Origin of the sequence: Moraxella sp. RCAD0137 (assembly GCF_002894025.1) — a bacterium.
In the GTDB taxonomy this organism is placed as follows: domain Bacteria; phylum Pseudomonadota; class Gammaproteobacteria; order Pseudomonadales; family Moraxellaceae; genus Moraxella; species Moraxella porci.
In genome coordinates, this window is sequence record NZ_LTCC01000009.1 from 49,841 (window position 1) to 68,835 (window position 18,995).

An 18,995-nucleotide genomic window follows, 5' to 3' on the forward strand; every position below is an offset into this window, starting at 1 on the left:
GTGTTAAGGTTCGGCTTTAGGCTTAGGTGGTGTCCGAATAAAGCCATGTGATAGAAAGGTTTTGTATTCGTTGCAGTCAAATTGTTCAATTTTTTTCTTCTCTGGGTCGGGAATTTTTACAAATTTGCCAATGTCATGGTCATAGGCAATGTTATACCCATTGATCTCGATATATTTCCAGTCATCGATAGAGTTGCTACAATGGTATGATGGATGGTATGTTGGATCGCTTTCTTTCCATGTCAGATATTGTGCGTAAGAATAATATTCATCGTGATAACCATTGGTTTGGCGTGCACCAAGTAGCAGGATATGATGTGAATCGATCCAGCGAATGTATCGTTTTTTGCATCTTGCGATTATGTCTGGAAATTTGATCATATAATATCGCCAATCCTGCAGATTATGCTGATCTGCTAAGAACTCATCGATCTGCTTATTAAGCTCTTTTTTTGGATTGTCAATACTTGGCTTAAACTTACCATAACCAAAATTACAGTTAATAAAGTCGATGAACAGTTGATACTGTTTTTTTCTATCACCCCGCATCAATCGCTTCCAGCTGTTATCACGGCCGTTGGCTTCTAAGAAGCTGTGATTATGGCCTTCTGGCAATAAATATTGTTCATCAATATCGCCATTCTTGCCAAAGGCGAGCAATGCTCTTTCGATCAAAAATTCTTGACCTGTGATCTTTTGGTTGAGACCATCTTCATTAAACATCATAGCCAAAATTTTATAATAGTGTTCAAATGCTTTGATCTCATCAGTATTGTCATTGTGTGCCAATTCTAAAATCATCCCAATTTGCCCTTTAAAATAAGGGTGGTTTTCTGCTTCGTAGATCGGGTTTTTCCAGTTTTTATCCTTCAATATCAGTGATAATTTTAGCTTTTCTTTATCTAATACAATGTCTTGAAAAGGGCTTTGATCGAACATTGATAACGTATTATCAGAATTCAGCGAATTACATTCATTAATAAATTTATTTAAACTGCACAATGCTTTAATCAGATCGCTAGCATCGTTTAAATTGTATTCTGCGATATCGTTGATGAGATTGCGGGTGATACGCAGTTTTTGATGCATTAATTCTTGGTCGTCATTGTGTGTCGCTATTTTATAAATGGCAAAAAATCTCAGTAGCTGGGCATAACTGATTTTAGTTTGATTCACTAAATCTTTAAAATCACTTGAATGACCATAAAAATGACGGATGACATCATTAGCCAAAATCTGCAATATGGATGTGTTTGACAACCCATTGATGGCATTTTGTAATACTCTGATGGCGTCCACTGTAATCATCTTTTGCTTAAGCATATCTGTATATAGATAAGCATCAATGATTGTTTTGGCAGTTTTGGCAGTATCGTCATTTTTTGAATATAATTTTAGTAGGGCTTCACAGATAAAAATCAGACGAAATAAATTGTAGGCAAAATCATCGAAGGTCATATCATCATGTTTATACTTCCAAAACAGCTCTTTTGACCACTTGTTATCGATGTTTTCCATTAACTCTTCAGCCAATTTAAATTCATTATTACTGTACAAAAACTGACTAAGACTTGCTTTGAGATTTTCAAAGTTGGTCAATGGCTTGCCGCGCGCATTCATTTTGATATACAGATCATCAGTTGCGCCGTAGTTTCGCATATCAAGCTTATAAAACTTGATACGATGTAGATCTTTAAATGCGGCGTTGGTGCCTTTAAAGGTCTCGTGGATGGCATCAATCATGATGAGCATGCCGCAGACGGTCGGATCTTGTAGCCAAGCATGGACAAACCAAGTTTGATTTATGATTTGTTCTGATGGCACATGGCGATCATCCGATGGGTTATAAGACCTAACCAATCGCTCACAAAATAAGCGGGCGCTTTCACGCGTATGATAACTAAAATTTGACAGCTTTTGACGCTCATCAGTTAGGCCATCTTTGACTGCCAAATACCAATGTAATAAAAACAGTGTCGTTAGGCGTTGTTGCCCATCAAGCGGTTCAAATACGCCATCGGTGACTTGACCATAAATAAAATCAAGCTTAAGTTCAGACCTATTATTGGTGAGCGTATCTTTTATTTTTTCTAAAAATAATTCACGAATTGCCGTGCTTTTGGGATCGGTACGGCCTTGAGCGTAGTCACGCTGAATGATTGGAACTACCACTTGGTTTTTATTAATCAGATCCCAAAAACTAATCAGTTTACCGTCATTATCCATTCTAGTTCTCTAAATAAAGTTTAATTCTTTGCTTGATTTCTTCTAAATAATCGGCACGGTCCTGTGATTCCCATTGTGACAGGTTTGTGGCGGTCTTTGAATAATATTTCATAAAAATATTGCGTGTCGCATACAAGATAAATTGGCGATTGTTGCCGTTCGCTACTTGATCATTGCCTGATTCTCGCTCAATTAGTTTTTGGCGTTTGGCACCGAAACTGTCATTTTTGTAAGATCGGTTAGTGCCTTGATCTAATAGACAAAGATTTCTAAGATGATTGTCAGTTTTGCCCAGCACGAACGACATTAATTCGGCAAACTGCTCATCTTTCAGTTCGGCAAACTGCTTATCGCTTAGATTGAGAAACTGCTCATTGGTTGGATCAAGTAATTGCCCATCAAATTGCTGGCCTAATTTATTGCAAAACGCTATGAATTCGTCTGTATATTCAGCTGGTGCAAACGACTTATTATCATCATACCATCGCTTGCGATCAGATTTTTTGATACTGCGCTCGCCAACATCGGCGATGGCATGAATGTGCTCAATGTCCCAACGCTCTTTTTTATAGCGATCAAAAGCAAAGCGTATAGTCGGATCGCCCGATTGCGCCAAAGTTTCTACATTGTGTAACAATAAGACTTTGCGAATCTTGGTATCATTCACATGGTATTCCAACGTATCCAAGTCTTCTTTCGAGAGCCTGAGATCATTTTTTATTTCATTGTCGAGATAGTTTTGAAATTCGCTTTTTGTCTTGCATATCTTATATTTATTAAGTAAAGCACTGAGTTTTTCGCTTGAGTTAGTCGTTAAATAGCCGACCCGATGATATAGTTTGGTGTCATCATACCATTCTGTTAGGATATCAAAGGTGTCTTGCACGGCTTGCCACTGCTTGATTGGATCGGCGTTCTTGTAGTAGCGATCAAATAAATCAAAATTGTGATTCTTTGGCTCTGATTCGTCCTTATTCAGTGCCAAGCTTAATATCAGTGCCATGCGTGAAGCATCTGGATTTTTATCATCATTGGTCAAAAAATACCAAAACCGATCATCATGCAGTTTATGTTGAATGGTATCCCATTGACTCGCAATGGTCAATTGGCTGGGCTGAGTCGTTTTTTGAAAATTGGATTGTTTTAGAAATAGAGCTTTAATCAATTCAGCATCAGTCAGTGTAATTTTGCCGCTATTAATCCGTGTAAAAATCTCTCTGGGATCGTCAGTATCCCTGACTTCATACCAGATGACTTTGGTTTTATTTAGTAGATTATCTGTAAAATTAGGGCTATTTTTGTTTGCATCAAACCATTGTTTGATAGTCAGATAAGCATTACTAATAAAGTATGCATCAATGTCATCATCAAAGGATTTGTCTAAATTTGGGTGTAGCTTCTCAAAGACATCTTTTAAATCTTTATGTTCGTAGCTTAATTGAAATGATTTACTCCATTCCAAACATTTAAGAATAAGATAAATGGTCGTCAGTCGTTGCTGTCCGTCTATGACTTCATAGCTATTATCTGCACATTTGATTTGTTTGATAATGAGCGGTTGCAGGCAATACCATGAGCCTTGAAAGCTGTTGATATCATTTAGTAAATCCTCAACCTCCTGCTTTGTCCATCGATAGCCACGCTGATATGATGGAATGTGAAAGCTGTATTCATTCAGAGATTCGATGGTTTTAAAGCTGATGATATTGTCTGGTATTGTCATAAGCGTCTTCCTTGATAGCGATCTTAGAGCGTGAGATAGGTGGGGCAAAACTATCCCCAGCTTAAACTGGGGATAATCATCTGAATTTAACTGATTTACATCTTCTCAACGGTCTTGATACCAAGTAAATCAAGGCCTTGCTTAAGCGTCTTGGCGGTGAGATTGGCAAGCAGTAGGCGGCTGGTTTTGGTTGGCTCATCGGCTGTTAGGATTGGACACGCTTCATAAAAGCCTGAGAACGCACCTGCCAGCTCAAACAGATATTGGCAGAGCAGATGTGGTAGTCCATCTTTGGCGACGGCGAGCAGCACTTCTTCGAACTGCAGTAATTTCACCGCCAAAGCACGCTCTTTATCATTAGAGATGCTGATTTGACCTGTTAGGGTATCGCCATCCACACCCGCTTTGGCAAAAATCGAGCGAATACGAGTATAAGCGTACTGCATATACGGCGCGGTGTTACCCTCGAACGACAGCATATTATCCCAATCAAACACATAGTCGGTATTGCGATTTTTTGACAAATCGGCATATTTGACCGCACCGATGGCGACAGCATCGATGACCGCTTGCTTTTCGGTATCAGTAAGTTCGGTGTTTTTGTCATTGATCAAGACGGTGGCACGCTCGATGGCTTCATCTAGTAGATCGTTTAATTTGACCGTGCCACCGGTACGAGTTTTGAACGGCTTACCATCTTTGCCAAGCATCATCCCAAAGGTAAAATGCTCAAGGCTGAATGACTCAGGCACAAAGCCTGCCTTGCGAGTGATGAGCCATGCCTGTGCCATGTGCTGTGCTTGACGCGCATCGGTGAAGACCAACGCACGATCACCCTGTAGGGTCTCATAACGGTATTTGGCAGCGGCGATGTCGGTGGTGGTATATAGATAGCCGCCGTCTTTTTTCTGGATGATGACGCCCATTGGCTCACCGTCTTTGTTTTTAAATTCATCCAAAAATACCACGACAGCACCATCATCTTCGACCGCAAGGCCTTTGTCTTTGAGTGCTTGCACCACGACAGGCAGCATCGGATTGTATAGGCTTTCACCCATGACATCATCAGGTGTCAAAGTGACATTCATACGCTCATAAGTGGCTTGGCACTGCGTCATGGTGATATCGACAAGCTTACGCCACATACTTAGGCAGTACTCATCACCGCTTTGGAGTTTGACGACATAGTTACGAGATTTCTCGGCAAAGGATTCATCATTATCATAATTTAGCTTAGCTTGACGATAAAACTCTTCGATATCGGACAAATCCATATCGGTGGCGTTTTCGTTTTGCATCTTTTCAAGATAAGCAATCAACATACCAAACTGCGTACCCCAGTCACCGACATGGTTGGCACGAATTACGGTATTGCCTAGAAATTCAAGCGTACGCACGACGCTATCACCGATGATGGTGGAGCGTAGATGACCGACGTGCATTTCTTTGGCGACATTTGGTGATGAATAGTCCACGACCACGCGCTGATGTTGGTTGGCATTTACACCCAGTTTAGCATCACTATTGGCGGCCGTAGTGCTATTTTCTATCCATTGATTATTTAAGAAAATATTGATAAAACCTGCACCAGCGATTTCAACTTTTGTGGCGATATCGCTGATATCTAGCACATCGATGACGCTTTGGGCGAACTCACGAGGATTTTTGCCCAGTTTTTTGGCGGCACCCATGATGCCATTGGCTTGATAATCGCCAAACTGTGGCTTGCCAGACTGACGCACGAGTGCTTGGGCATCGCTGTCTGCACCTGCACTGATCATGGCTTGTGTGATTTTGTCATTTAAAAGTTGTTGAATATTCATAATTTTATGCTTATCCATAAAGAAAATTGGACGATATTGGATGACAATTGGTGAAATTTAAACCGCAGTATTTTAGCAAATTTTCCACAAAAAATCTTAGGCGATTGAGCATGATTTGGGATAAATTAGCTGTATTAACCAAAATACAGTCGATGAGCATAAATCGCCAGATTGGCGGCGATGAGCCACATGACTGATGCGATCAAGGCATCCAAGATCCGCCAAGTGATGGGCTTTTTGAATAATGGAATGAGTAGGCGTGCGCCATAACCCAAGCCAAAAAACCAACTGGCAGAAGCCAGCAGCGCGCCTGCCAAAAATAGCCAGCGCCCATCTTGGCTCAGTGTGCTGGCAACCCCGCCGATGATGACCACAGTGTCAAGATAGACATGCGGATTTAATAGCGTCAATGCCAGCGTGGTGCCGATGGTGGAGGCTAGGGTGGTGGCTTTTGGGCTGGCGTCGATAGACAGTGCGCTATCGCCACGAAAGGCACTCATCAAAGCACGAAAGCCATATACGGTCAAAAACAGCGCGCCAACCAATGCCAAGGCGATGGTGGCCATCACACTTTGCGCGATCAAAGATCCCATGCCGAGTACGCCGATGCTGATGAGTATGAAATCGCACAAAAAGCAGGTGAGCACCACCCAAAACACATGGTTCTTTAGCAAGCCTTGTTTTAGTACATAAGCATTTTGGGCGCCGATGGCTACGATCAAGCCGCCAGAGACCAAAAAGCCTTGCACAAACACTGGGTTTAATACGCTGTAGGACATGATGCCACCAAATCAAAAAACAATCTAAGCCAAATTACCGTGCGCCAGTCACAGATGCTGCACAAACAGATATAAAATCGCCCAAATCCAATGCGGACTTGGGCGATCAATAATGGCGGAAGCTGAGAGATTCGAACTCTCGGTGGGCTATAAACCCACGCCGGTTTTCAAGACCGGTGCATTCAACCGCTCTGCCAAGCTTCCGTAAGCGGTATTCATCACAAGGATGATAAAATCAGAATAATGGCGGAAGCTGAGAGATTCGAACTCTCGGTGGGCTATAAACCCACGCCGGTTTTCAAGACCGGTGCATTCAACCGCTCTGCCAAGCTTCCAATGCGTCGTATTATAGCCTAAATTTTTATAAATGCAAGGATTTTTTTTAGATGGGTGAATTTTTATGACAAATCAGCGAAAACGGTGAGCCAAGCTTGATAACATCATAAAAATAACTTTGGCTTGCGTCTTGGCGTGCTGATCTCTTCGATGCTGATCTCATCACTACTGCGGCAATTTGGCTGCGGTGCGATGATGTCGCGCGCCAAAGCTGCAATCTCATACAGTGTACGACGGCTGTGAACGAGATTATTGCTTGGCTGTGTCCAACTGGGGCGGATGTGCAGCCTAGCAGGCGCAGCGATGGTATCAATGCCAGCACGCGCAAATTGACGACGGGCGCGCGCCATGTGATAGCGATCAGTCACCAGATAAGCAGTGGTCGGCAACTCATGATGGGCAAGCAGCTTGGCGGTGAATGCGGCATTTTCACAAGTATTCATGCTGGCATTTTCGTTGATGATGACAACGCGTGAGCGATCAAGATGTAAATTCAGATAATCGCGTAGCCACGGCGACTCAGCGCCACTGGTGATGATATTTAACGGTGAATCACGGTGCAGGGCGATGGCTTTATCGGCGCGGCTTTGGCTGTAGTGATTTAAAACAATGTCGCCTTGTTGATCACGCGTCAGTCCGCCGCCTAAGATCACGATGCTGCTGGCAGGCTGATCAATACTGGGCAGTGTTAGCTTAGAATAGGCAGACAACAAAGCCACACCAGCATCGGCAAATAACGGGGTGAACACGCTTGCAGTGACCACGCCTGTCAACAATGCAACGCCGATCAATAGCCTAATGGTGCTTCGTAGCATGCGACTGATGACAGATGGCTTAGATGCGTCAGTGATGGCTGCCATCGCAATCAATCCATACAGGTTCGCGCACCAAGCGAATGCCAAATTTGGCCGCCACAGCATCGATAATGTGCTTGGCTGTAGCGGCGATGTCATCTTGGGTGGCGATCAATGGGGCGTGATTGGTTAAGACCAAAGCCTGTTTGGTGTGTGTCAAGATCGGTGCGATGCCACCGCCTTTAAGTCCAGCTTGTTCGATGAGCCAACCTGCAGGGACTTTGACCATGCCATCAGCCACCGGATAGTGCGGCATAGTAGGATATTGCTCGAGCAAGCTTTGGTATTGATCGGCAGAAATGATGGGATTTTGGAAAAATGATCCGCAATTTGGCAGCTGTTTTGGGTCGGGTAATTTGCTATTGCGAATATCGATCACTGCATGATACACATCCATCGGTGTGATGCTTGATCGGCCGTCTTGTGTGGCTAGGGCGATGGCGTGGTTGTGCAGATCACCATAGTTGCTCGTCGTCTTGGTGCTGTCTTTGTGCAGCTTTAGGGTGATGGCGGTGATCAAATAGCGATCAGGATCATCTTTAAAGATGCTGTGACGATAAGCAAACCGGCACTGATCTTTGGTCAAGGTCTTAAAACGAGCGGTCTGCCATTCATACACGCGCACCGATATCAGTGCATCTTCTAGCTGCACACCATAAGCGCCGATATTTTGGACGGGAGCAGCACCCGCCAAGCCTGGGATCAGTGCCAAGTTTTCCAGTCCATACCAGCCTTGAGCAGTGCAATAACTGACCAGATCGTGCCAGTTTTCACCTGCCATCACCTCTAGCATGACGCTGTCAGCATCTTCGGCGATGACTTTTTTGCCCATCATGCGCGGCATCACCACCGTCGCCTCGATGCGATGGGGTAAAAGCACATTGCTGCCGCCGGACAACACCATCCAAGGCGCTGCCAGTTGTAATGATGGCAATACCGATTCATCATCGATGATGATGGCGGTAGCGGCTGTGGCACTGAGCGCCATGGTATTCAAGGCGGACAGGTCGTAATTGTGATGGGTGTGAATCATTGGCGACTTAGATTGGTTGAAAATGAGTGCATTATAGCGACTACAAGCTTGGCAAGTCAATCGATAAAGCCATCATTGAGACAGCGGCTTATCGGATTTTTTACCACTGCTGTTTGAATTTATTCAGTGCTCGGCGTTGTTTCTTGTCGGGCTTGGTGTCAGGGCGAGCAAGGTTCAAAAGTTTACGCTGCTCGGCAAAAAACTCTCGCTGCACCACGCTCTCATCAGTCTCATCATACAGTGTGGCTGCGATGGTGGCATTGCCACGGTTCTCAGATAATGCCTTTATCACCACGGTTTTTTCTTCTAGGCGGGTGGCGTGACCTTGGCGGATGGTGAGCGTATCGCCGACTTGCAGCTCTTTGCTGACCTTGATTTTGGCACCGTTCATATGTACTTTGCCAGACTCGATGGCTTCTTTGGCTAGGCTACGAGTGCGGAAAAACCGTGCTGCCCATAGCCATTTATCGGCGCGCACTTTGGTGAGTTCAGATGGGTTCATAAAATTTTAACTACTGTAAATTCTTCAAAAATTAGCCACATTTTATCATCCGCCATTTGTGGATTATCGCCAAATGACCAATGGGGCAGGGTATGGATGCTTGTTATGTCCATTGTCGCTTGATTGCCTTATAACGAGATCCAATAGCGCTTGATGATTTGATCGCCAGATTCTATGGTGTTTTCTAGCTCGCCGCCATGACTTTCGATGACCTTGGCAGAGCCTGTATTGCGATCATTACAAGTGAGCAAGGCACGATCAACGCCTTTATCCTTTAAGATTTGTAAGGCATGAGCCAGTGCTTGTTTTGCGATGCCTTGACCTTGAAAATCTGGATGCGTGCTATAGCCAATATGACCACCTATTTTTGATAACAATTCAGTTAGCTCATAACGAATGTTGACGATGCCCACCACAGTATTTTCTAGATAGATTAGCCATGTCTCATCACCGACCTTGTCATAACCAAAAGTATTAGTGCCAGCAGGAGCATAAACATAGTTAAGCCATTCATTAAAAGTGCTGTCATCAAAGCGCGCCAATTCTGCACCGCCATGAATGCCAGTTTCATCATAATAAGATAAATAGGCGTTGGCAAAGGCTAGGGTGCTTTGTTTGTCATCCAGTGTGGGTTTTTTAAAGGTGAGAGTCATTAGCGTTTCCAATTTTAATGACAGGTGCGGATGTTCATTCTTTGCTCATATGATTGTCGTTTGCCTGTTTGATTTTTTCTTGCAGGCGATTGATGTAATCAAGAGTGGCTTGGTTTTTTATCCGAAAGATTTGTGATTCTTGATTATAATTGCACGCATCTTCCCAAGTTACAAAAAAGATTTTATCACCAAATTTATTGGGCTGTTTGAAATAAAATTCAACGATATAATTTCGATTATCTATTAAATATCGGAATTTATATTCAACTTTTTTGATATCACAAAAGCGAATTTCTTCATAGTCATTATCAATAATGATGATAAAGCCATCAGGAGTTTCCCATACTTCATCGGCATGATGATTGTTTATTTTAAAATGCCAATGTAAATTACCGATGATGGCAATGATAACAACAATAATAAAACCAATATCGCTATTATACCAACCAATCGCCAAGAAAATACAAAAAATAATTGGCATCAGATAGATGGATAGGGATTTTGATAATGCAGTGGAGTCAACGGCGATATTTTTGGCACCGTGCTGTCTTAACAGTTGGCGGTCTAGCATGAGTGTTTGACCGCCAATTTATCTGTGATGATAGTCATCATATCACTTCAAAAACAGCTGATAGCCCACATTGTCCGTCAGATTATCGCATTCATAGCCGATTTCGGTGAGTGCATCTAGGATTTGGCGGCTGCTGCCCTTGGAAGCTTGTAAGCCCACCATGATACGACCTTCAGCAGCACCATGATTGCGATAATGGAATAAAGTGATGTTAAAATCTTGACCCAGTTTTTCAAGGAAATTCAGCAGCGCCCCTGGGCGTTCTGGGAAAATCACACGGAATAACTGCTCATCATCCAAGCGTGCATGACCGCCAATCAGATAGCGGATGTGGGTTTTTGAGGCTTCATCATCAGTGAGATCATGGGTGATGTAGCCGCCTTGTGCTAGGGCATCGCTGATGATGGCACGCTCTTTTTGACCTTCTTTGAGTCCGATACCGACAAAAACATGGGCGGTATTTGGGTTGGTGGCATCCATGCGGTAGTTAAATTCGGTGATGTTGCGACCTTGTAGCACACGACAAAAGTCCAAAAACGCCCCTGTTTTTTCGGGTAATTGCACCGCAAAAATCGCTTCTTTTTGTTCACCAATCTCGGTACGCTCGGCGATATAGCGTAGGCGGTCAAAGTTCATGTTCGCGCCTGAGACGATGGCGACGCAGTTTTTGTTTGTGATGCCGTGCGTGCTTAGGTATTTTTTCATGCCGGCGATGGACAATGCCCCTGCGGTCTCGACGATGGCTCGGTTTTCTTCAAAGACATCTTTGATGGCAGCGCAGATTTCATCATTGGTACACGTCACGATTTCAGACTCAATGACAGCGCCTGTGCCGTCCGATTTCATCATCTGGGCGACTTCAAAAGGCTTCTCGCCAATCTGTGCAACTGCTACACCATCGGCAAACAGTGAGACTTGTGGTAGGCGTACTCGCTCGCCTGCAGCTAGGGCGGCTTTTAGGCAAGCGGCACCTTCAGGCTCAACGGCGACCACTTTGATGTGTGGTGCGACATCGCCAAGATAAGCGGCAATACCTGCCATCAGACCGCCACCGCCGACCGCAACAAATACATAATCAATCTCACGCCACTGCTGGGTCAGCTCAAGCCCGATTGTGCCTTGACCTGCGATGACAAGCTCGTCATCATAAGGGGCAATATAGGTCAGCCCGTCGGTTTGGGATTTTTTGATGGCAAAGCGGTTGGCTTCATCAAAGCTATCACCATGCAGATGTACTGTACCGCCCAATGCCTTGACCGCTTGTACCTTGATATCAGGGGTGGTGGTCGGCATGACGATGAGATTATTGAGATTTAGACGGCTGGCGGAATAAGCGACGCCTTGAGCATGGTTGCCAGCGGATGCACAGATGACGCCTTTGGCTTTTTCGGCATCGGATAGTTGGCTGATTTTGTTGTATGCACCACGCAATTTAAAGCTAAATACAGGCTGCAAATCTTCACGCTTGATACGAATGTCGTTATTAAAGCGTTTGGATAATTTCACCGCTGGCTCAAGTGGTGTACGCACAGCAGCATCATAGACGGTGGCTTGTAGGATGGCACGAACATAGGGGGTTAGCATGGGGTTTTCCTAATCAATAATATTTTTCAAAATTTCTTCAAATCCACTGTCATCACCATATTGATGACTCAATTCGGCAGATTGATACCAGTATTTTTGGGTGAGATATTGGTTAATTTTTAGCGTAAAATCAAACTGTTGGCAAATCAATAATAGAGATTGTCTTTGGGTTCTGCCATTGCCATCAATAAAAGGATGTATGGCGTTTAAATAACCCAAAAAGTATGCAACAACTCTGATAAACTCATCTTTAGCCATGCCATGGTATAGTTTATTGTTGAGCTGTTGGTATAGCTTTTTAAGCTCATGATCAATAAATTCTGGACGACAAAAAGGCAATCCCCTGCCAGTACCATAGGTGCGATAGACGCCAGCCCATTCATAAATCTCACCAAACAGTTCTTTGTGCATTTGTTTTAAGCCGTCGGGCGATAATTCTTGAGCTTGCTTGGATAAGCCGTTAGCAATCGCCAATTCCACATAATAGGCTTCTGCTTCTTCTAGCTCAATTTGGTTTTTTATGTCTAGTTTATTTACCAACGCACTTTTGCCGATTTCACCATAAAAATAGCGTTTGGCAATGTCTTCATCAGAATTTGACGAACCCATGATTTAGCTTCTTTTTGATCTGATGTGATTTAGTACCAATTCTTTGAATGCTTGCTTGTCAATTTTTGGGTCAATATTATCCATAAAAAGTTTATCTTTTTCTGATAAAACAACACCTTCAATGGCATTATTTGCCCGAACAAAGGCTCTTAAAAATTCAATATCGGTCAATTGATTTTGAGTGCTTGCAGCCATTATTATTCCTTTGTTTAAAACAAAAATTGGATATGATGATCAGCTATCATATCCAATTTGCTTTATAAATTCAATGACAAATCAAGCATCCAACTGTGCCATCACATCATCGCTAAAATTGACATTGGTATAAACTTCTTGGACGTCGTCCAAATCTTCTAGCATATCAATCATCTTCAGCACTTTTTGGGCGTCATCGATGTTATCAATATCAGCAGTGGTGCTTGGCGACATGGTGACTTCCATATTGTCAGGCTTTAGCTCTGCTGCCAGTAGGGCATCGACCACCGCACCAAAGGCAGCTGGACTTGTGATGACCAGTAGGCTCTCACCATCATTCTCAATATCATCAGCGCCTGCTTCTAGGGCGACTTCCATCACGCTGTCTTCTAAGCTAAGATCATTAAATACGATCTCGCCACGCTTGCTAAATAGATAAGCGACCGAGCCTGATGTGCCTAGGTTGCCACCGTGTTTGCTAAAGGCATGACGCACTTCACCAACCGTGCGGTTGACATTGTCCGTCATGGTCTCAACGATGACCGCCACGCCGCCGACGCCATAGCCTTCGTAGGTGATTTCTTGGACGTTATCGCCTTCACCACCGCCTTGACCACGTTCAATGGCGCGCTTGATGACATCTTTGGTCATGTTGGCAGCATTGGCTTTTTCGAGTACCGCACGCAGGCGTGGGTTGTTGTTTGGGTCTGGATCACCGCCTTTGGATGCTGAGACGATTTCGCGGATGATTTTGGTAAAAATCTTGCCTTTTGCGGCGTCTTGCTTGGCTTTACGATGTTTGATGTTCGCCCATTTACTATGACCTGCCATAATGCACCTTTAAAAATTGATCCAACTTGGATAAAAATTAAACAAAATTCAGAAAAAATAACTGGGTATTATACGCAATTTTTGGTGGATTTTCTACTGCTTCGCTACTTTGATGCCTGTTTTTCTACATTTAGAGGTTGGGTATTAACTTTGGCGATGACTGACATCCCTGGTCTAAGCTGATCGAGATTGGGCTGATCGGGCATGATATCGATGCGTACCGAGATGCGCTGGACGACTTTGGTGAAGTTGCCTGTGGCATTGTCGGTCTTGATGACGCTAAATTCAGAGCCTGTGGCAGGCGAGATGCTGTTCACGACGCCTGTGAAAGTCGCACCGTCCAAAGCATCTACGCTAAAAGTCGCTGGCTGACCGATGTGAATGTGCTTAAGCTGTGTTTCTTTAAAATTAGCGATCACCCAAGTGTCTTTTGGAATGATATACATAAGCTGTGTGCCGGTGCTGACATATTGTCCATTACGCACGCCAACTTGCCCAAGCTGTCCCGAGATCGGCGCTACCACTTCGCTGTACTGACGATAGGTTTTGGCTTGAGTGGCAGATGCGGCGGCACTCTTTACTTGTGCCTCAAGTCCTGTGCGAGCAACTTCTGCAGTCTTTAAGGCTTGTATTGCGGCATCGGCAGATGCTTTGGCTTGATTAATCGCAGCTTCACTAGAGCGGACACTGGCACGAGCATTATCGATTTCAGCTTGTGAGACAGCACCGATATCGACGAGCTTTAACAAACGATCAAGCTGGGTATGGGCTAGCTCATATTGGGTTTGTGCTTGTTTAATCTGTGCATTGGCGACCTTGATGTCAGCTTTGCGTTGCTCAATGACTTGCTGCTGATTATTCAGATTGGTTTGGGCTTGGGTGATGCTTGATTCAGCCTGTATGACTTGCTGGTCGTAATTGGCAGTGTTGATACGCATCAATACTTGACCTGCCTTGACGGTGTCAAAATCCTTGACCAACACTTCATCAACATAGCCATTGATTTGCGATGATAAAATGGTGGAATTTCCTCGTATATAAGCATTGTCTGTTTGCTCACTGTTTGAGACAAAAGGTGGGATTTTCCATACCCATAAAATAATCGCCACACCAAGCAAAAACACCAAAGACATGATAAAGATCGTCGATTTTTTTGCGACGATGAGTTTGGACGTCTCAGCAGTGGGTTTTTGGATGACATCTTCCTTGTTCGTGGCATCAATATTGCTGTCGGTATTTTGCTGATCTTGGCTCATGTATTTCTCCAAATTTATTGTTATTTTTGACCGATAGGTAAGGGATTTTTCTTTAAATATCGCTTGACAATGAACATCTGAACGATGCCCCAAATAATGCCTACTAATGCTAAATAAAAATTGAAGCGAATCGCATCGCTAAAGGCAAGAACGGTTGCTTCACGGTTAATGGCTTGATTGAGAGTTAAGGTGGCTTGCTGGCTTGTCTGAGTGCTGTCGGTGAGTACAGGACGATAGCTTGCTTGATACTGGGCAAGTCTGAGCGTGGACTGCGGATCTGTCGATGGTATATCATTAAGTATTGCTTGACGATGTACCTGAAATTGTTGCTGCTGATATGTTGAATAAAATGATGAGCCAAGCAAACCACCGAAGTTTTGACTGGCGGTGAATAAGATGATCAGCATGGCAATGTGGTTGGGGCTTTTTAGCATCGCTTTGACAAAGCCGACCAACAGCATCGGACCGATAAACATACCGCCAGCACAGCCGATGAGGAACTGACTGATATAAAAATTCTGTGGTCGCACATCACTGGTCAAATTGGTATCAAAATAACTGGCAATCGCGATCAATACACCCGCACCAAGCAGCTGTATGAATACAGTCTTTGGCGAAAAGGTCATTGCACTGACCATACCACCAACAAAAGTACCAGCGACGATGATGGCATATAAGCCGACAAACTGATCGCTGCTCATACCCATATTACGCAGAAAATTCACCGTCGCCCAAGATTGCTCCGCCATCAAAAATCTCAGCAAAATCGATGCCATCAAAAATCGCAACAAACCAATCGTCGTCAGCCAGCGGGTATCCACCAAAGGCAGGCGACGATGATGCTCAATAAAAAATGCCAACATCAGCGCGCCAAAGCCGAAGATTAGCCAGTAGGCAAGTGTTGGGTCATTTTGCCACCAGACGATCGGACCTTGTACCAGTACACCTGCCAAAGCACCAAAACCTGCGGTCAGTAAAACAAATGCTACGATGTCGCCTTGATTGAACACACGTATGCGTACGCCACGGGGCAGCTTGAGCATCATCACCATCGCAAAGCAGCACAGCGTCAACCCGAATTCAAAGCTATATAGTCGACCCCAGTTATCCGCTGACAGCAGATACGGCGAGATGACCCAAGCCAGTGGCACGCCAAGCTGACCTGCTGCCATCGCAAAGTATAGCGAATGCAGTTTATACTGTTTTTTGACGCCTTGCATGATATAAAACAGCCCAAGCGTCGAGAGCGTACCACCGGCAAACCCACTTAGACCACGCACGAGTAGCGCCAATTCATAGCTATGGGTGAGTAGATGTAACCCTGTCACTACCAAAAACGCAAACAGTGACACTTCGGTGAACCAGCGGATGCCTTGTTGCTGCCGTGCTTTATAAGCAAGAATGCTTGAGCTTATACTGCCGATGACATAAACAGCGGGAAACCAAGCTGCTTGCGTTGTCGTCAGACCGTATTCGCCTTGTAGATAGGGTAAATTGGCAGTGGTAAAGCCATTACCCATGCCACCTGAGATGGTCACAAACATCCCGATGATAAAATACAAGATGGCGATCGGACGGGCATGAGTGATGCTGGCGGGCGACCCGGGCAGGGCAGGCCGCTCATCCGCTGTCCAATTGGGTGGTTTTTCGATATATTCTGGTGTTTGCATTGGTTGTTATTGTTATTTTTGAGTATCGCCAAACTATACGACTGCTATCATAGCCGGTCAAGCGAATTTGATGACTTGGGCGTATAACTTTAATTTTCCAAAGTAAGAAAAGAGATTTAATTAAACAAATTAAAATACCAATCAATAAAACTGCGCACCGCTGGAATGCCGCCGCGGTTTTTGTAATACAGCATGGAAATTGTTTTACTGCCCATTTCCCAATCTGTCAGCACGCGCACCAACTGTGGGTGATGTCGGGCGCTCTCAAAGGTCATCTTGCCGATGCCAAGCCCTTGTGCGATCAAAGGATCGACAGCGGTAAAGTCATTACAGCCGATAAATGGATGGGGATTAATTTTGATGAGCTGATCATCTTTTTGAAACTGCCAAGGTAAGCTTAGTGTCTGTGCGATGATACGGTGATCGTATAGGTCGTTTGGGTTGGTTGGCACGCCATAGGTGTCAAGATAGCTTTGGGTGGCAAAAATGCCAAATTGCATATCCAGCCATCGTTTGGCGACAACATTGTCATTTTCAATTGAGCCGACGCGGATGGCGATGTCGATGCCATCTTGGATCATATTAACTTTTTGTTGGCTAAGATTGATGTCGATCATCACATCAGGATACTCAGTCAGATAGTCATTGAGATAGGGAATGACATAGCGGTGCGCGACATCGACAGGTGCAGAGATGCGCAGTAGGCCGCTGGGTTTGTTCAGACCGTTTTGGATGCTTTGGATGGCGGCATCGGCTTGTTCGAGCATATTTTGGGCATGAGTAAAAAAATGCTCACCAAGTTCATTGAGGCTCACGCCTTTTTTGCCACGATTGAGTAGCTGCGTACCGAGTGTTTTTTCTAGTTGGGTGAGCCTGCGACTGAGTCGAGATACAGGAATATCGGTCAGCTCGGATGCAGCACTCAGACTGCCTGCTTGCACCACAGCCACAAACAGACGGATATCATCAAGGCTTATGTTATTCATGATAAATTTCTATTGATGGTTGTTGAATTTCAAAGTTGCCAGTTTTGCTTTAATATCACGCTCTAGCACTGCTGATTGCGCAAATAAATCATCTAAATTCGCTGAAAAATCCGCCATTTTTTGTTCAAATTCATCAGCAGAAATCGCGACATAATCAATTTTCACATCAAAATATTGCCCTGCCGACAAGCTGTAATTTTTCGCTTTAATTTCATCGTAGCTGACCACCACGCTAAAATCTTCAACAGCTTGTTTTTGGGTAAACGTATCACAAATTTTACGTTCTTCGTCTGTGGTTAAAACCGTTTTTTGATTTTTACCGTCTTTGATTTTTTCGCCCAAATTAGACGCATCAATGAGCATCACATCGCCTTGATTGCTTTTATCGATAAATAAAATAGAAACGTTCGTTCCTGTGGTCGCAAAAATATTAGACGGCATAGACACCACACCAGCCAGCATCTTATTTTCCACCAAATGCTCACGGATTTTTTTATCAATCCCCGATTGAGCCGTAATAAAACCAGTCGGCAACACAATCGCCGCTTTACCGTTTTCTTTCAAGCTAAACAAAATATGCTGAATAAACAGCTGATAAATCGCCATACTTTCTTTTTTGGCTTTCGGCACATTCGGAATGCCCGCAAAAAAACGCGCGTTATTTTCCTTACTGTCTAACTGGTCGCGAAAATCGCTAAAATCGAGTTTAAACGGCGGATTAGACACAATAAAATCAAATTTTTTGAGCTGTCCTGAATGATCTTTATGATAAGGCGACAAAATCGTATTGCCCTGAATCACATTATTCAAAGAATGCACCAAATTATTCAAAATCAAATTCAAACGCAATAAATTTGACGATTTTTGCGAAATATCCTGCGTATAAATCATACATTTATCTTCGCCAATCGCATGAGCCACATTCATGAGTAGCGTACCAGAACCTGCCGATGGGTCATACACATCCACACTGCGGATTGTGCCACGCTGACTTTCGGGAACCAAAATATCCGCCATAATCCGAGCAACCGCATGGGGCGTGTAATATTCAGCATATTTACCGCCTGAATTGCTGTTGTAGTCTTTAATCAAATATTCAAAAATGGTGGCGAAAAAATCAAATTTTTGCGCGAAAATCTGCTCAAAACTAAAATCTGTCAATTTGGAAATAATCGCACGGCAAAAATCATCACGGCGGTTTTCATCGGCAATATATTGGCTAATGCGTTCAAATAACACAATTTGGTGGTGTTTCAAAAAGTATGCTGACATTAAATGAAGCCATTATTGATGTAAAAAAAGGTTAAGTCGAAAGCTTTAAAATGGTTTTCAATCTTTTTTGAAAAATTACAACTCCTTCTAAA

The 18,995-nt window shown here is 43.8% G+C and carries 17 protein-coding genes, 2 tRNA genes and 1 pseudogene; all 20 read right to left on the reverse strand.

The window, feature by feature from the left end:
* Positions 1–3: 3 nt before the first annotated feature.
* Positions 4–2,226 (reverse strand): DUF262 domain-containing protein, encoded by a 2,223-nt coding sequence (locus AZ602_RS06940; protein WP_103034311.1) that lies wholly within the window; start codon positions 2,224–2,226, stop codon positions 4–6.
* A gap of 1 nt (position 2,227) precedes the next feature.
* On the reverse strand, positions 2,228–3,949 hold the full coding sequence (locus AZ602_RS06945) for a DUF262 domain-containing protein (RefSeq protein ID WP_103034312.1): 1,722 nt from the start codon (positions 3,947–3,949) through the stop codon (positions 2,228–2,230).
* Between the two features lie 95 nt (positions 3,950–4,044).
* On the reverse strand, positions 4,045–5,772 hold the full coding sequence (gene argS, locus AZ602_RS06950; RefSeq protein WP_103034313.1) for an arginine--tRNA ligase: 1,728 nt from the start codon (positions 5,770–5,772) through the stop codon (positions 4,045–4,047).
* A 134-nt stretch (positions 5,773–5,906) separates the two neighbouring features.
* Positions 5,907–6,551, reverse strand: coding sequence for a LysE/ArgO family amino acid transporter (locus AZ602_RS06955; RefSeq protein ID WP_103034314.1), 645 nt, complete (start codon positions 6,549–6,551; stop codon positions 5,907–5,909).
* A gap of 113 nt (positions 6,552–6,664) precedes the next feature.
* Positions 6,665–6,755 (reverse strand) — tRNA-Ser (locus AZ602_RS06960).
* A gap of 40 nt (positions 6,756–6,795) precedes the next feature.
* Positions 6,796–6,886 (reverse strand) — tRNA-Ser (locus AZ602_RS06965).
* A gap of 105 nt (positions 6,887–6,991) precedes the next feature.
* The gene (locus tag AZ602_RS06970; RefSeq protein ID WP_103034315.1) at positions 6,992–7,747 is read right to left on the reverse strand and encodes a YdcF family protein; all 756 of its coding nucleotides are present in this window, start codon (positions 7,745–7,747) and stop codon (positions 6,992–6,994) included.
* Positions 7,731–8,774, reverse strand: a complete 1,044-nt coding sequence (gene murB / locus AZ602_RS06975; protein ID WP_103034316.1) for a UDP-N-acetylmuramate dehydrogenase — start codon at positions 8,772–8,774, stop codon at positions 7,731–7,733. The genes AZ602_RS06970 and murB overlap by 17 nt, the downstream gene beginning before the upstream one ends.
* A 100-nt stretch (positions 8,775–8,874) precedes the next feature.
* A complete protein-coding gene (locus AZ602_RS06980) occupies positions 8,875–9,276 on the reverse strand; it encodes an RNA-binding S4 domain-containing protein (RefSeq protein WP_078317648.1) in 402 nt (133 codons plus the stop codon).
* Positions 9,277–9,404: 128 nt separating this feature from the next.
* On the reverse strand, positions 9,405–9,929 hold the full coding sequence (locus AZ602_RS06985; protein WP_103034317.1) for a GNAT family N-acetyltransferase: 525 nt from the start codon (positions 9,927–9,929) through the stop codon (positions 9,405–9,407).
* Positions 9,930–9,963: 34 nt separating this feature from the next.
* Positions 9,964–10,500, reverse strand: coding sequence for a hypothetical protein (locus tag AZ602_RS06990; RefSeq protein WP_103034318.1), 537 nt, complete (start codon positions 10,498–10,500; stop codon positions 9,964–9,966).
* A 42-nt stretch (positions 10,501–10,542) separates the two neighbouring features.
* Positions 10,543–12,084, reverse strand: coding sequence for a threonine ammonia-lyase, biosynthetic (ilvA, locus tag AZ602_RS06995; RefSeq protein ID WP_103034319.1), 1,542 nt, complete (start codon positions 12,082–12,084; stop codon positions 10,543–10,545).
* Positions 12,085–12,093: 9 nt separating this feature from the next.
* Complete coding sequence (locus AZ602_RS07000; protein WP_103034320.1) at positions 12,094–12,693, reverse strand: Fic family protein; 600 nt, start codon at positions 12,691–12,693, stop codon at positions 12,094–12,096.
* Positions 12,694–12,696: 3 nt separating this feature from the next.
* The gene (locus AZ602_RS07005; RefSeq protein ID WP_103034321.1) at positions 12,697–12,888 is read right to left on the reverse strand and encodes a hypothetical protein; all 192 of its coding nucleotides are present in this window, start codon (positions 12,886–12,888) and stop codon (positions 12,697–12,699) included.
* An 81-nt stretch (positions 12,889–12,969) separates the two neighbouring features.
* The gene (locus AZ602_RS07010; protein WP_078317654.1) at positions 12,970–13,719 is read right to left on the reverse strand and encodes a YebC/PmpR family DNA-binding transcriptional regulator; all 750 of its coding nucleotides are present in this window, start codon (positions 13,717–13,719) and stop codon (positions 12,970–12,972) included.
* 104 nt (positions 13,720–13,823) lie between these two features.
* Positions 13,824–14,975, reverse strand: a complete 1,152-nt coding sequence (locus tag AZ602_RS07015) for an HlyD family secretion protein (protein WP_103034322.1) — start codon at positions 14,973–14,975, stop codon at positions 13,824–13,826.
* A 20-nt stretch (positions 14,976–14,995) separates the two neighbouring features.
* The gene (locus tag AZ602_RS07020) at positions 14,996–16,645 is read right to left on the reverse strand and encodes an MFS transporter (RefSeq protein ID WP_103034323.1); all 1,650 of its coding nucleotides are present in this window, start codon (positions 16,643–16,645) and stop codon (positions 14,996–14,998) included.
* Between the two features lie 116 nt (positions 16,646–16,761).
* Positions 16,762–17,631 (reverse strand): LysR family transcriptional regulator, encoded by an 870-nt coding sequence (locus AZ602_RS07025; protein ID WP_103034324.1) that lies wholly within the window; start codon positions 17,629–17,631, stop codon positions 16,762–16,764.
* 9 nt (positions 17,632–17,640) lie between these two features.
* Positions 17,641–18,903, reverse strand: coding sequence for a class I SAM-dependent DNA methyltransferase (locus AZ602_RS07030; RefSeq protein ID WP_103034325.1), 1,263 nt, complete (start codon positions 18,901–18,903; stop codon positions 17,641–17,643).
* Positions 18,903–18,995, reverse strand: a pseudogene (locus AZ602_RS07035) (IS1 family transposase); the annotation flags it as partial. The gene AZ602_RS07030 and the pseudogene AZ602_RS07035, both read right to left, overlap by 1 nt.

What these genes read in the sequence shown, in the direction of transcription:
- AZ602_RS06940 (WP_103034311.1), bottom strand. Translation starts at nt 2,226, where the DNA reads ATGGATAATGACGGTAAACTGATTAGTTTTTGGGATCTGATTAATAAA.
- AZ602_RS06945 (WP_103034312.1), bottom strand. Translation starts at nt 3,949, where the DNA reads ATGACAATACCAGACAATATCATCAGCTTTAAAACCATCGAATCTCTG.
- argS (WP_103034313.1), bottom strand. Translation starts at nt 5,772, where the DNA reads ATGAATATTCAACAACTTTTAAATGACAAAATCACACAAGCCATGATC.
- AZ602_RS06955 (WP_103034314.1), bottom strand. Translation starts at nt 6,551, where the DNA reads ATGTCCTACAGCGTATTAAACCCAGTGTTTGTGCAAGGCTTTTTGGTC.
- AZ602_RS06970 (WP_103034315.1), bottom strand. Translation starts at nt 7,747, where the DNA reads ATGGCAGCCATCACTGACGCATCTAAGCCATCTGTCATCAGTCGCATG.
- murB (WP_103034316.1), bottom strand. Translation starts at nt 8,774, where the DNA reads ATGATTCACACCCATCACAATTACGACCTGTCCGCCTTGAATACCATG.
- AZ602_RS06980 (WP_078317648.1), bottom strand. Translation starts at nt 9,276, where the DNA reads ATGAACCCATCTGAACTCACCAAAGTGCGCGCCGATAAATGGCTATGG.
- AZ602_RS06985 (WP_103034317.1), bottom strand. Translation starts at nt 9,929, where the DNA reads ATGACTCTCACCTTTAAAAAACCCACACTGGATGACAAACAAAGCACC.
- AZ602_RS06990 (WP_103034318.1), bottom strand. Translation starts at nt 10,500, where the DNA reads ATGCTAGACCGCCAACTGTTAAGACAGCACGGTGCCAAAAATATCGCC.
- ilvA (WP_103034319.1), bottom strand. Translation starts at nt 12,084, where the DNA reads ATGCTAACCCCCTATGTTCGTGCCATCCTACAAGCCACCGTCTATGAT.
- AZ602_RS07000 (WP_103034320.1), bottom strand. Translation starts at nt 12,693, where the DNA reads ATGGGTTCGTCAAATTCTGATGAAGACATTGCCAAACGCTATTTTTAT.
- AZ602_RS07005 (WP_103034321.1), bottom strand. Translation starts at nt 12,888, where the DNA reads ATGGCTGCAAGCACTCAAAATCAATTGACCGATATTGAATTTTTAAGA.
- AZ602_RS07010 (WP_078317654.1), bottom strand. Translation starts at nt 13,719, where the DNA reads ATGGCAGGTCATAGTAAATGGGCGAACATCAAACATCGTAAAGCCAAG.
- AZ602_RS07015 (WP_103034322.1), bottom strand. Translation starts at nt 14,975, where the DNA reads ATGAGCCAAGATCAGCAAAATACCGACAGCAATATTGATGCCACGAAC.
- AZ602_RS07020 (WP_103034323.1), bottom strand. Translation starts at nt 16,645, where the DNA reads ATGCAAACACCAGAATATATCGAAAAACCACCCAATTGGACAGCGGAT.
- AZ602_RS07025 (WP_103034324.1), bottom strand. Translation starts at nt 17,631, where the DNA reads ATGAATAACATAAGCCTTGATGATATCCGTCTGTTTGTGGCTGTGGTG.
- AZ602_RS07030 (WP_103034325.1), bottom strand. Translation starts at nt 18,903, where the DNA reads ATGTCAGCATACTTTTTGAAACACCACCAAATTGTGTTATTTGAACGC.